We start from the raw sequence: 12,460 nt of genomic DNA on the forward strand, positions 1-12,460 counted from the left end.
GACCGGCGAGGATCCGCGCGGGCCGCATTGTGCCGCGAAGACCCGACCGATACCAGCACTCATCACGCCGACAGCGCTGGCACGCGGGTGCCGACGGATTTCCCGGCGACGTCGATCTCCCCGTAAAGGCGATCCGTCACGCGCCTTCACCCGTACTGGTCAAAGAACCTATCACGCGGGCGCACCGGGACGAAAGCGGCGCGCAGGGGCCGTTGGCCCACCTGTTGAGGCGTCGGAGTACCCGGAAACGGTTCCGGAGCGCATGAATCGAGCAGGCACGTTCCGGTCCGGCCGAACCGGTCCGACCGGGATCTGCTTCAGGAGGGGTATCATGCTGAGAGTTCTCGCCGCATTCGTGCTCGTCACCGGCATGGCCGCCTGGCCAGGCGGCGTCCAGGCCAACGAGGAGGCGGCCTGGGAGGCGCTGCGGAACGGCGGCGTCGCCATCATCCGGCACGCGCGGGCACCGGGAACCGGCGACCCGTCGAACTTCCGGCTCGGCGACTGCACGACCCAGAGGAACCTGTCGCAAACCGGCCGGGACCAGTCGCGCCGGCTCGGCGACCGGTTCCGGGAGGAAGGCGTCGATGTGGGCGCCGCGCTTCATTCGCGCTGGTGTCGGGCCCGCGATACGGCGGAACTGGCCTTCCCGGACGCCGCTGCGCCCGAGCCGGCGCTCGATTCGTTCTTTCAGAACCGCAGCCGCTCCGACGCCCAGACCCGGGCGACCCGGGAGATCGTGGCGGGCTGGGACGGACCCGGGGCGCTGGTTCTCGTCACCCATCAGGTGAACGTCACGGCGCTGACCGGCGTTTTCCCTCGGGAAGGCGAGGTCGTGGTGATCGAGCCGGCCAACGAGGGGGTCGCGGTCGTCGGGCGCATCCGACCGTGAGCCGTGAGGGTGCCGCTTCACAAGGACCTGTGAGGTGTCGATGAGGCAAGCAGCTGATATCGATATGCGCGGCCGGGGCTTCACACTTCGGGAAGGGATCCGAGCATGAAACGCAGTCTGACAGCTTTGCTCACCGGCTTCTGGATGATCGCCGCCGCCGTTCCGGCGGCCGCCCATCACGGCTGGAGCTGGACCACCGGCGACAACGTCGAGCTCACAGGGGTCATCGTCGCCACCCGTCTCGGCAATCCGCACGGCATCCTGGAGGTCGACGTCGAGGGTGAGACCTGGACCGTGGAGGTGGGCCAGCCCTGGCGCAACGATCGCGCCGGTCTGACGGAAGGCGATCTGGCCGAAGGCGTGGAAATCCGTGCGATCGGCGAGCCGTCGGCCGACATTTCCGAACGGCGGCTGAAGGTCGAGCGCCTCTATCTCGGCGATCGGGAATACGAACTTTACCCCGGCCGGGACTGAGCCTTCGGATGGCGGCGCTGCTGGCCGAGCTGCAGGCCACGTCGGTCGCGGCGTTCTTCCGCTCGGCCCGGTGGAGCTATGCGGCGCTGAATGCCGGGCACATCTTCTCAATCGCGCTTCTGATCGGCTCGGTGGTGCCGTTGGACCTGAAGCTCCTCGGGGCGTGGCCTTCGGTGCGTCGGAACGATCTGGTCCGCGTTCTCGCGCCGCTCGCGGCGGTGGGGCTGGGCCTCGCTCTGATCACCGGCGGGCTCCTGTTTTCCGTCCGCGCCACGCACTATGCGGACCTCCGGGTCTTTCAACTCAAGATAGGCCTCGTGGCGATCGCGACGGTGTCCGCTCTGGTCGCCCACGCGCGCCACGGAGCGCTTCTCGACCAGGGAAAAAGCGCAGCACTGAAGGCGCACGCCGTGCTTTCCCTGGGGTTCTGGATCGCGGCGCTCGCATGCGGACGTCTGATCGCCTTCGTCTGAGCGGGGCCGCCCGATGGTGCGTCGCAGCACGCATGGGTGGCAGGGATCAAAAAACCGCCGTGATCGTTTCGTATATCGATACGTGACAGACGGGGCGCTTGCCCTTGCCGGTGCAAGGGGGGCGGATCCGCAGTGTGGAGGACCGGACAAAGCCGTCCGGAAGCGTGAGTGGGAGCGACGAAATGGGCGAAACGAGTGAACAGGTTGCCGTCCCCGGGGCCGCTGCGGAGTGGCCGATTGCGGCCCCCTATCTGCGGGCACTCAAGGACATGGGGCTGACCGACGTGCAGATCGCGCGCTATTTCCACGTGGAAGCCGAGAGCGTGGCCGAGCTGCGCGACACCCACCACGTCGATGGTCTCTCCGACGACGGCAAATGGCGCCAAGCCTGATCCCTGAAGGTGAGTGGACCACGCTGGGCGAAGACTTTTTTGATTGATTTGGAAACGATCGTTCTCTAATTGACCGCAGGCATGATCACTGCGCCTGCTACCCACAGGCGGTCGCGTGGCCGGCCGCGCGAGTTCGACATCGACGCCGCTCTCGACGCCGCGATCCCCGTCTTTCAGGCGCGCGGCTACGAAGGCGCGTCGCTGGCGCAGCTGTGCGCCGCGATGAAGCTCACGCCCGGAAGCGTCTACAAGGCGTTTCCCGACAAGCGCGCCGTCTTCCTCGCGGCGTTCGATCGCTACGCCGGGCTAAGCCATGCCGAGCTGCGCGCCCGGCTGGACGACCGGCTCAATGGCCTGGAGCGGGTGCGCACCGTCCTGACCGCGTACGCCGAAAAGGCCCAGGCGCCGGAGGGCCGAGCCGGGTGCCTGGTGACCCGCAGCGCGCTCGATCTGGCCGTCTGCGATGCGGAGATGGCCGAAAAGATCGCCGCGGCGATGGGGCGTCTGGAGGCGATGCTGCGGGATGAGATCCGCCTCGGCCAGACCGACGGCTCGATCCCCGCGGAGCTGGATCCGGACGCCGCGGCGCTGACGCTGCTGTGCGTGGTGCAGGGGTTCCGGGTCGTGGGCAAGACCGGCAGAAGCCGGCCGGACATGATGGCCTGCGTCGTGCAGGCAATGAAGACACTCGCCTGATCGCCGAGCGGCCGCTGCAAAGGCGGCCGCATCCAACCGGAGCTGCTCGTTGTCCCCTGCCGCCATGTCCCCAGACGCCGACCGCTTTCCCGGCTGGCTCACGTTCCTGCTCGCGCTCACCTGCGGGCTTGGAGCTGCGAACATCTACTACGCCCAGCCGCTTGTCGGCGTCATCGGCACGGCCCTGGACATGCCGGACGCGCTTGCCGGCCTGATCGTCTCCGTCTTCCAGATCGGCTACGGCGTCGGACTCTTCTTCGTGGTGCCGGTCGCCGATCTGGTGGAGAACCGCAGGCTCGTGATCGGCCTGCTCGGCCTCTCGATCCTGTCGCTCATCGGGGCCGCGTTGTCGACGACGGCGGCGGCCTTCCTGCTGTCGGCCTGGCTGATCGGCATTGCATCGGTGGCGGTCCAGGTGATCGTGCCCTATACCGCGCATCTCGCCCCGGCCCGCCGCCAGGGACAGGTGGTCGGCAACATCATGAGCGGGCTGATGCTCGGCATCATGCTGTCCCGGCCGGCGGCGAGCTTCGCCACCGAGCTCTTCTCGTGGCACGCGATCTTCATTATATCCGCCGGCCTGCTGACGATCCTGGTGGTCGTTCTCGCGCTGGTGCTGCCGCCGCGCCGGCCGCAGACCCGCATGCGCTACCGGGACCTGATCGCCTCGATGGCGGGGCTCGCGCTCAGAACGCCGACGCTGCAGCGCCGCGCCTGCTATCAGGCCTGCATGTTCGGCTCCTTCACGCTGTTCTGGACGACGGCGCCGCTGCTGCTCACCGAGATGTTTCATCTCAGCCAGGGCGGGATCGCGCTGTTCGCGCTCGCCGGCGTGGCGGGAGCGATTGCGGCGCCCATCGCCGGCCGCGTCGCGGACCGGGGCTGGATCCGATCGGCCACCGTGGTTGCCGCGGGCACCGGGGCACTGGCATGTCTTCTTGCGCTTGTTGCGGCGAACGGAACAACCTCGGGCCTTGCCCTGCTCGTCCTTGCGGCGATCCTGCTGGATGCCGGTGCGACGGGCGTCATGGTGCTGGGCCAACGGTCGGTCTTTTCGCTGGCGCCGGAACTGCGCGGCCGTCTGAACGGCCTCTACATGACGGCGTTCTTCCTGAGCGGGGCGCTGTTCGCCGCGATCGGGGGCGGCGCCTATGCGATGGGCGGCTGGACGCTGGCCATGGCGATCGGCGGTGCGCTGCCGCTGGTCGCCCTTTCGGTGCTCGTCGCGACCGAAATCCTGCCGGCGCGCAGGGCGGCGGCAGCTTCGGCCGAAGCCGACACCCGGTCGCTCGGCTGAGGCCTTGCTCGCTCTCCGGTCAGGCGTTGCCTATGAGAATGCCGGCGGCGAATACCAGCGCGCCGCCGAGCACGATCTGGACCGTGGCCCGCAGGAAGGGTGTGTCCATGTACTTCCAGCGGATCCAGGCGATCGCCCACAGCTCCAGGAACACGACAAGGATGGCGATGGCCGTGGCCGTCCAGAAGGACGGGATCAGGTAGGGCAGGGCATGGCCGAGCCCGCCGACGGTGGTCATGATCCCGCAGGCCAGGCCCCGGCGGGTGGGCGCACCCCGCCCGGTGATGACGCCGTCGTCGGAGAGTGCTTCGGTCAGGCCCATGGAAATGCCCGCGCCGACGGCTGCGGCGAGACCGACCAGGAAGGTGCTCCAGGAATCCTGGGTGGCAAAGGCGGCCGCGAAGACCGGGGCGAGCGACGAGACCGACCCGTCCATCAGACCCGCCAATCCCGGCTGCACGTAGGTCAGCACGAAGCGGCGATGGGCGACGGCGTCCTCGGTGGAGCGGGCTTCGGGGGTCAGGGCGTCCTCGGTCAGTTTCTGGGCGACGCCGACGTGCTCGGTTTCCGCCTGGGCCAGCTCCGACAGCAGTTTCCTGATATCGGGATCCGGGCAGCGATCCGCGGCCGCGAGATAGAAGGTGCGGGCATCGACCTCCATGATCTCCGCTTCCTTGCGGATCCGTTCGATGCCGAGATTGGTGATCATCCAGATCGGGCGGCGCGAGAAGAAGCCGGTCACGTCCTGGCGGCGGATCGGCAGGATCGCCTGGCCGAAACGGGCGTGATAGAGGTCGGTCAGCCGGCGGCGGTGCTCTTCCTCCTCGGCGGCCATGCCCTCGAAGATCTTCGCGGACGCCGGAAAATCCTCCTTCAGATGCTCGGCGAAGGCGGCGTAGATCTCGCTGTCGTCGGTCTCGTTGGAGATGGCAAGCGCAAGGACCTCGCGCTCCGTAAGGTCGCGGAACCGCCGCCGGGTGGAAAATCCGGGTATCATGTCAATCCTGTCTCCTGACGTTCGGCCGGCAGCGAGCGGCGGGCGATGAGCGTGTGGCGCTCATAGAAACCGGTCCGGATTGACGCGCCCATGACAGAGGGCCGGCACCCGCGCCGAGGCGGTTGCCTTCCTTGCCGATTCTGGCTGATCTTTTGCATGTCGATCGCCGCGGGCATGACATGGCCGGCGTTTACGGTGTCTGACGCGCAGAGAGGGATCGTTTGGCTTCGAGAAGTGCCGGTATCCTGATGTATCGCGGTTCCGGCGACGGCCTGAAAGTGCTGCTGGTCCATCCCGGCGGTCCCTACTGGCGCAACAAGGACATCGGCGCCTGGTCCATTCCGAAGGGCGAGATCCAGTCGGAGGAAGAGCCGGAAGAGGCGGCCCGCCGTGAGTTCGAGGAAGAGCTCGGCTCCCCTGTCGACGGCACGCTGCAGCCGCTCGGGGAAGTCCGGCAGGGCGGCGGCAAGCGTGTGGTCGCCTACGCCGTGCATGGCACGTTCGAGACCCGGACGGCGCGCAGCAACACCTTCGACATGGAATGGCCGCCCCGCAGTGGCCGGATGCGGTCGTTTCCGGAAGTGGACCGCGCCGACTGGTTCGATCTCGACCGGGCGCGGGTGAAGCTCATCCCGCGCCAGACCCCGTTTCTCGACCGGTTGATGGATCTGCTGACGAGCGCCTGACGACCAAATCGGCCGGGCTCTATCGCCGGCCCGAGACGAGGGTCGGCCGCTCGTCCAGGGTCGGCATGACGCGGTGACCCAGCCAGTCGATCCGGCAGTCGCCGTCCTGTTCGACGAAGCCCTGACGCGACCCGAGCGCGTAGCCGTAGAAGCGGTCCTGGGCGTCGAGGAAATCGATCGTGGAATAGGCGGCCTTGGGGGTGTCGCCGCAGTAGCCGCCGACGAAGTAGCCGCGGTCCGTGCCGGAGGCGACGGCCTGGCAATTGTCGCCGAACTGGCTGCACTCCTGCTGCGCCTGCTGCCGGGCGTCGGCTTCCGAGCGCGCGCCGATGATCCAGCTGCGTCCGGCGGGCCCGACCGCCATCGCGGCGTAGCCCAGCGGGGCGGAGTTCTGAATGCTGCCGGAGCCCTCCGGATAGACCCGTTGCGGGACCTCCTGGGCCGGCTTGTAGGAATATTCGGCGACGGCCGCACCGGGAACGGACACAACCGCCAGCAGGGTCAGGATCCTCATCGCGCGATCGAGCACTGTCGCCTCCTTCGGAACGTCCCGGACCGTCCTGACGGACCCAGTGCCTTTTCCGATCAGGGGGAGACACCCGACCGACAAGAAAAGGCTCCAGGGCGAACAGGTTGAGCACTTCCTCTTCGTTCAGATCGATTGAATCCGAACGGGACATGCTCGAGCGGAGCCTCCGAAAAGAAGATCCGCCTGTCCGCCAAGGTTCAGGTTAAGGAAGTCCTAACGCAACAGGGCGGCGCTCCAAAGGCGAAACCGGTCGGTTGGTTAAGATGCGGGAGCGATGTGGCACGCCGGCCGGGCCCGTGCTGCGCCGGGCTCAGCTCCCGGCCTTCCGGCGGCCAGTCAGGCGATGGCGCAGGGGCAGTAGCACCATGACCGCGCAGAGCACCAGGATCGCGATGGTGATCGGCCGTTCCAAGAGGATCATCGGGCTTCCGTCGCCGAGGCTCAGCGTTTCCCGAAGCCGGTTCTCGATGATCGGGCCGAGGACGATGCCCATCACCAGCGCGACCAGCGGCCAGCCGAGGCGCAGCAGGACATAGCCGACGACACCCGCCGCCAGCGCCACGCCGCAGTCGAAGAAGCGCGTGTTGACCGCGTAGATGCCGACCAGCGAGACGGCGATGACGCAGACGGCGATGATCTCCTTCGGAACCTTGACGATGAGCGCGAACGGCCGGAGCCAGATCGCCAGCACGGCGAAGGAGACCAGGTTGATGAGCAGCATCGACCAGTAGAGGGTCGAGATCAGGACCGGCTCCTTGATCAGCAGGAGCGGCCCCGGATAGATGCCGTTCAGGGTGAAGACGCCGAGCAGGAGCGCACTCAGCGCCTCGCCCGGAATGCCGAGTGTGAGGAGCGGGATCAGGGCGCCGGCCGGCACCGCGTTGTTGCCGGCTTCGGACGCGAGGCAGCCTTCCGGGGTGCCGCGGCCGAACTCTTCGGGGTGCGGCGAGCGCCGCTTGGCGACGTCGTAGGCGACGAATGAGGCGAGCACCGAGCCGGGGCCGGGCAGGAGCCCGATGAAGGTGCCGAGCACGCCGGAGCGGATCAGCGTCTTCCAGTAGCGAAGAACCTTCACGATCTCGCTGAAATCGAGGCTGGAGCGGGTGAGGCTGAGCCGGTCTGTCTTCAGGATGCCCTGTTCCAGAAGCAGGAGCGCCTGGCCGATCCCGAACAGGCCGAGGACGAGGGCGACCAGGTCGAGCCCGTTCTGCATGGCCCAGCTGCCGAAGGTGAAGCGCGGGCTGAGGGTCGGGCCGTCGATGCCGACGGTGGAGAGCCAGAAGCCGAGCCCGATCAGGAGGACCGCCTGGCCGAGCTTCTCGCGGAACGAGACCGCGACCAGAAGCGTGCCGAAGACGGCGACGGCGAAATATTCCGGCGGCCCGAAGCTGGCCGCCACCCGAGAGAGAAGCGGGGCGAGCACCACCAGGATCGCGATGGAGACGAGACCGCCGCCGAGCGATCCGACCAGGGCGGCCGAAAGGGCCGTCTGCGCCTTGCCCTGTTCGGTGAGGGGAAAGCCGTCGAAGCTGGTCACGATGGACGAGGGAACGCCGGGCACCCTCAGCAGGACGGCCGGAACCGCGCCGCCGAAATAGCCGCCGCAGAAGACGCCGAGCAGCAGCGACAGCGCGACGTCGGGCGCGAGCTGGAAGGTGAACGGCAGAAGCACCACCATGCCGACCATCGGGCCGAGCCCCGGCAGCACGCCGACCACGATGCCGACGACGGAGCCGATGACCAGCGCGATCAGGTTGTCCAGGGCGAAGGCGGCCTGGAAGCCGGACGTGACGATGTCCACGGCTCAGCCTCCGAAGGTGAGCGGCGCCAGGCTCGGCGTCGGAAACCAGATGTCGAGGACGGTCACGAAGGCCAGATGCATGATCAGCGTCACAGAGACGGCGACGGCGAGCGCGCGCAGCGGGCGGCGGTAGCCGGCGGCGAGAAGGCCGAGAAACAGGAAGACGAACGTCGCGGCGTCGAGACCGAAGGCTGCGATGGCCGGCGCGTAGAGGCAGGCCAGCGCGAACAGGCCGATCGCACGCAGCGGCACGCCGGCGCCGTCGATCCGCCAGCTCCGGGTGGTGCCCGTGACCAGCCGGAACGCGGACGGCAGGGCGCCGGCCGCCGTGATCGCGAGCGCGATCAGCGGGAAGATCAGCGGCCCCTTGTAGAAGGGATCCGGTCCCGACCGGTCGACCAGGGAGGGCGCTGCGACGAACAGGCCGATGGCGGCGAGCCCGATCGCGGCGGCGATGGCGTCGCCCGTGCGCGAGGGCCGCGCACGGACGTCGCCCGCATCGACGTTGCTCATGGAGCGGCGTGCCTTCAGCGTTACTGGATGATGCCCAGGTCCTTCATGATGGCGCCGAACTCGTCGAGCTCGCGATCCATCCGCGCCCGGGCATCGGCTGGTCCGGTCCGGTTCGGCACGACGCCGACGTTTTCGATGACCTCGGCGACCTCCGGATCCTCCATGGCCTGGAAGAAGGCGGTCGACAGCTTGTCGACGATCGCAGGCTCGGTCCCCTTCGGCACGAAGGCGCCGAACCAGATCGAATAGGCGTCGCCGAAGCCCTGTTCCTCGACCGTGGGAACATCCGGGTAGGCGGGCACCCGGTCCGGCAGCATCGCAGCCAGAAGCTTCATCTTGCCGGCCTCCACATAGTCGGTGAGGCCGGGGGTGGAGAAGGTGATGACGTCGGCGTCGCCCTGGACCACCAGCAGCGGATTGAGCTTGCCGTAGGCGGTCTCCTTCCACTCGAAGCCGCCCACGTCGGCGGCCTTCATGGCGATCAGGGTGGGCACCGCGCCGAGACCCCAGTGGGCCAGCCGGACCTCGTTGTCCTTGGCGTACTCGGCCAGCTCCTGAAGGTTGTCATAGGGCGCGTCGGCGCGGGCGGCGAGGGTGAACGGGCTCGACCAGACCAGGCCGAGCGGCTCCAGGTCCTGGTTCTTGTAGGGCGTCTTGCCGCGCAGCACCTGGGTGATCATCGGGCCGATGGAGATCAGGCCGATGGTGTAGCCGTCGGGCCGGGAGCGGGCGAGTTCGGCGGTCGCCAGCACCGCGCCGCCGCCCGGCTTGTTGACCACCTTCACCGGCACGCCCAGCGCATCCGACATCTTCGGCGCGATGGCGTTGGCGACCAGCGTCGACGGATCGTTCGGCGCCGGCCACGGGATCATGATCTGGATTGGCTTGTCCGGCCACTCGGCCATGGCGCCCGTCGTGGTCAGCGCAAGTGCGGCGAGCGCACTCAGGATCTTCCCGGCTTTCATGAACAAAGTCCTCCCTACCCTCGTTGACGTCCTACCGGGGCTTCACGGCCTTTCGCCGGCCCCGGTGTTGCGTTCCTCCGCGTCGGCCCTGAGCTCCAGGAACGGCTGAAGCTTGTCCAGAAGGCGCAGCAGCGTCTCGACTTCCGCCCCGTCGAGCGCGGACAGGACAGCGTTGTTGCGCGCCTTGGCGATCTCCAGGACCTCGCCGTGAACCGTCCGTCCGTGGGCGGTGAGCCGCAGGATCGTTACGCGCTGGTCCGCCTCCGACGCCGTGGCCTCGATCAGACCGCGTTCGATCAGCGATTTCACCAGCCGGCTCAGCTGTCCCTTGTCGAGATTGAGTGCGTGGCCCACCTCGCCGAACCGCACCGGCTCCAGCGCCGCGACGATGCCCAGCACCCGCCACAGGAGGATGCTCAGACCGAACCGCGCCTTCATCCAGGCCTGGCCGACCCGGTCGCTGGTTGCCGCCAGCATCGCGATGCGGAACGTCACCAGATCGCGGATGTCGTCCACCGCAGGGTGGGGACCCTCCTCCACGACCTCGCGTGTCTGCCTGGCCGGCACTGGCCGTCCTCCCGGTATTCGACCTCTTCTTGTTGTGTAGTATGCTTGCCGCGTTCGTTGCCGATGTCAACAAATGTCGGCCACGGCGCGTGAGGCGAGCAGGAGGCGAGATGACGGATCGGCGGAACGTGTTGTGGATCATGTGCGACCAGTTGCGGTTCGACTATCTGGGCTGCGCCGGCCATCCGTCGCTGAAGACGCCGAACATCGACCGGCTCGCGGCGCGCGGCGTGCGGTTCACCAACGCCTACGTCCAGTCGCCGATCTGCGGGCCGTCGCGGATGAGCTTCTATACCGGCCGCTACGTGCATTCCCACGGCGCCACCTGGAACGCGATCCCGCTGCCGGCGGGCGAGCCGACGCTCGGCGATCATCTGCGGGCGGAAGGGGTTCGCAGCGTGCTGGTCGGCAAGACGCACATGAAGGCCGATCTGGACGGCATGATGCGGCTGGGCATCGATCCGGAGACGGAGATCGGCGTGCGCATCGCCGAATGCGGGTTCGAGCCTTACGAGCGCGACGACGGGCTGCATCCCGACGGGCCCTACGACCCCGACCCCCGCTATGACGACTATCTGCGCGAGCACGGCTTCGACGGCGAGAATCCCTGGGAGCAGTGGGCCAACTCCGCCGAGGACGAGGATGGCAGGATCCTCTCGGGATGGCTGCTCTCCCACGCCGACAAGCCGGCGCGGGTGGACGAGCCCCATTCCGAAACCGCCTACATGACCGACCGGGCGATGGACTTCATCCGGGAGGCCAAGGCGGACGCGCGGCCCTGGTGCCTGCATCTGTCCTATATCAAGCCGCACTGGCCCTACATCGTGCCGGCGCCCTATCACGACATGTACGGGCCCGATGACGTGCTGCCGCCGGTCCGCTCGGAAGAGGAGCGCCGGGACCCGCACCCGGTCTACGCGTCCTACATGACCGAGCGCTTCAGCCGCGCCTTCTCCCGCGACGAGGTCCGCGAGCGCGTGATCCCGGCCTACATGGGCCTGATCTCCCAGATCGACGATCATCTCGGCCGGCTGATGGATTTCCTGGAGGCGGAGGGGCTGCTGGAGACCACGCTGATCGTGTTCACGTCAGATCATGGCGACTATCTCGGCGACCACTGGCTCGGCGAGAAGGAGCTGTTTCACACGCCCTCCGTGAAGATCCCGCTGATCATCGCCGACCCGGATCCGAAGGCCGACGCCACCCGGGGCAGCGTGTCCGACGCGCTGGTGGAGGCCATCGATCTGGCGCCGACCTTCCTGGAGTATTTTGCCGGTAAGACGAAGCCGAACGTGCTGGAGGGTGCATCGCTGATGCCGCACCTGCGGGGCGACACGGTCTCGGAGTGGCGCGGATATGTGATCAGCGAATGCGACTACGCCATGCGCCGGGCCCGCACCGACCTGGAGCGGCCGGTGGCGCGGTCGCGCATGTTCATGATCTGCGACGGGCGGTGGAAATATGTCTATGCGGAAGGCCTGAGGCCGATGCTCTTTGACCTTGAGAGCGATCCGCAGGAGTTCACCGATCTGGGCGCCGATCCGGCCCATGAGGACGAGCGGGCGCGCCTGAAGGACGCGCTGTTTGCGTGGAGCCGGCGGGTCCATAACCGGATCACCATCACCGACGAGCAGATTGCGGCGAAGGCCGGGGGCGAACTGAGGGGCGGCATCCTGATCGGCTACTGGGACGAGGACGAGGTGGAAGAGGCGCGTCGCGACCAGAAGCCCGGCGCCCCGCTCTGATGGGGGCGGGCGGGATAACCGCCGTGCCCGCGCAGCGGAGAGCGAAGCGGCGGGCAACGCGACATCCGCTTTCACCGGCGAGAGCCGGGGTCCAGGGCATCCTGCTCAGAGGCTGCGGTCTGCAGCCCTGGATTCCGGCTTTCGCCGGAATGAGCGGGAGATTGGGGCCGGCGCCGCGGCTGCTCCTACGCCCCCTGCAAACCCTTTCCGCAGATCCCGGACGGAATACCGGGCCACTGTTCCTGGCGTTGCTGGATCAGCGCGCGATCACATCGGTAGCTCCGGAAACAGCGGCCGGAGAGCGAAGCGACGGGCATCTCGACATCCGCTCACCCCGGCGGAAGCCGGGGTCCAGAGCGATCCGCTCAGAGGCTGCGGTCTGCAACCCTGGATTCCCGCTTTCGCGGGAATGAGCGGATAATGAGGCCCGGGA

The 12,460-nt window shown here is 67.9% G+C and carries 14 protein-coding genes; 8 read left to right on the top strand and 6 right to left on the bottom strand.

The window, feature by feature from the left end; translation table 11 throughout:
- Positions 1 to 331 precede the first annotated feature (331 nt).
- The 6 genes from J2S73_RS03505 to J2S73_RS03530 all read left to right on the top strand — a co-directional run bounded on the left by J2S73_RS03505 (position 332) and on the right by J2S73_RS03530 (position 4,224).
- Complete coding sequence (locus J2S73_RS03505; protein WP_306884030.1) at positions 332 to 892, top strand: histidine phosphatase family protein; 561 nt, start codon at positions 332 to 334, stop codon at positions 890 to 892.
- 105 nt (positions 893 to 997) lie between these two features.
- Positions 998 to 1,366: a DUF6152 family protein gene (locus J2S73_RS03510; RefSeq protein WP_306884031.1), complete on the top strand. Its 369-nt coding sequence runs from the start codon at positions 998 to 1,000 to the stop codon at positions 1,364 to 1,366.
- An 8-nt stretch (positions 1,367 to 1,374) separates the two neighbouring features.
- Positions 1,375 to 1,839, top strand: coding sequence for a DUF2214 domain-containing protein (locus J2S73_RS03515; protein WP_306884032.1), 465 nt, complete (start codon positions 1,375 to 1,377; stop codon positions 1,837 to 1,839).
- Between the two features lie 182 nt (positions 1,840 to 2,021).
- Positions 2,022 to 2,231 (top strand): hypothetical protein, encoded by a 210-nt coding sequence (locus tag J2S73_RS03520; protein ID WP_306884033.1) that lies wholly within the window; start codon positions 2,022 to 2,024, stop codon positions 2,229 to 2,231.
- A gap of 81 nt (positions 2,232 to 2,312) precedes the next feature.
- Positions 2,313 to 2,927, top strand: coding sequence for a TetR/AcrR family transcriptional regulator (locus J2S73_RS03525; RefSeq protein ID WP_306884034.1), 615 nt, complete (start codon positions 2,313 to 2,315; stop codon positions 2,925 to 2,927).
- Positions 2,928 to 2,991: 64 nt separating this feature from the next.
- Positions 2,992 to 4,224, top strand: coding sequence for an MFS transporter (locus J2S73_RS03530; RefSeq protein ID WP_370874400.1), 1,233 nt, complete (start codon positions 2,992 to 2,994; stop codon positions 4,222 to 4,224).
- Positions 4,225 to 4,243: 19 nt separating this feature from the next.
- Here J2S73_RS03530 and mbfA read toward each other — a convergent pair whose 3' ends face one another.
- Complete coding sequence (mbfA, locus tag J2S73_RS03535) at positions 4,244 to 5,221, bottom strand: iron exporter MbfA (protein WP_306884036.1); 978 nt, start codon at positions 5,219 to 5,221, stop codon at positions 4,244 to 4,246.
- A 221-nt stretch (positions 5,222 to 5,442) separates the two neighbouring features.
- Between mbfA and J2S73_RS03540 the strand changes: the two genes are divergently transcribed.
- A complete protein-coding gene (locus tag J2S73_RS03540; protein WP_306884037.1) occupies positions 5,443 to 5,907 on the top strand; it encodes an NUDIX hydrolase in 465 nt (154 codons plus the stop codon).
- A 19-nt stretch (positions 5,908 to 5,926) separates the two neighbouring features.
- Here the strand turns inward: J2S73_RS03540 and J2S73_RS03545 are convergent, their stop codons facing one another.
- The 5 genes from J2S73_RS03545 to J2S73_RS03565 all read right to left on the bottom strand — a co-directional run bounded on the left by J2S73_RS03545 (position 5,927) and on the right by J2S73_RS03565 (position 10,282).
- Entirely contained in the window at positions 5,927 to 6,436 is a 510-nt protein-coding gene (locus tag J2S73_RS03545) for a hypothetical protein (RefSeq protein ID WP_306884038.1), read from the bottom strand.
- Between the two features lie 310 nt (positions 6,437 to 6,746).
- Positions 6,747 to 8,237, bottom strand: coding sequence for a tripartite tricarboxylate transporter permease (locus J2S73_RS03550; RefSeq protein ID WP_306884039.1), 1,491 nt, complete (start codon positions 8,235 to 8,237; stop codon positions 6,747 to 6,749).
- A 3-nt stretch (positions 8,238 to 8,240) separates the two neighbouring features.
- A complete protein-coding gene (locus tag J2S73_RS03555; RefSeq protein WP_306884040.1) occupies positions 8,241 to 8,750 on the bottom strand; it encodes a tripartite tricarboxylate transporter TctB family protein in 510 nt (169 codons plus the stop codon).
- A gap of 20 nt (positions 8,751 to 8,770) precedes the next feature.
- Positions 8,771 to 9,715, bottom strand: coding sequence for a Bug family tripartite tricarboxylate transporter substrate binding protein (locus tag J2S73_RS03560; RefSeq protein WP_306884041.1), 945 nt, complete (start codon positions 9,713 to 9,715; stop codon positions 8,771 to 8,773).
- Between the two features lie 42 nt (positions 9,716 to 9,757).
- Entirely contained in the window at positions 9,758 to 10,282 is a 525-nt protein-coding gene (locus tag J2S73_RS03565) for a MarR family winged helix-turn-helix transcriptional regulator (RefSeq protein ID WP_306884042.1), read from the bottom strand.
- 110 nt (positions 10,283 to 10,392) lie between these two features.
- Here J2S73_RS03565 and J2S73_RS03570 point away from each other — a divergent pair, with 110 nt between their 5' ends.
- Entirely contained in the window at positions 10,393 to 12,027 is a 1,635-nt protein-coding gene (locus J2S73_RS03570) for an alkaline phosphatase family protein (protein ID WP_306884043.1), read from the top strand.
- Positions 12,028 to 12,460: the final 433 nt, after the last annotated feature.

The sequence above is a fragment of the Amorphus orientalis genome (genome assembly GCF_030814015.1).
GTDB classification, from domain to species: Bacteria; Pseudomonadota; Alphaproteobacteria; order Rhizobiales; family Amorphaceae; genus Amorphus; species Amorphus orientalis.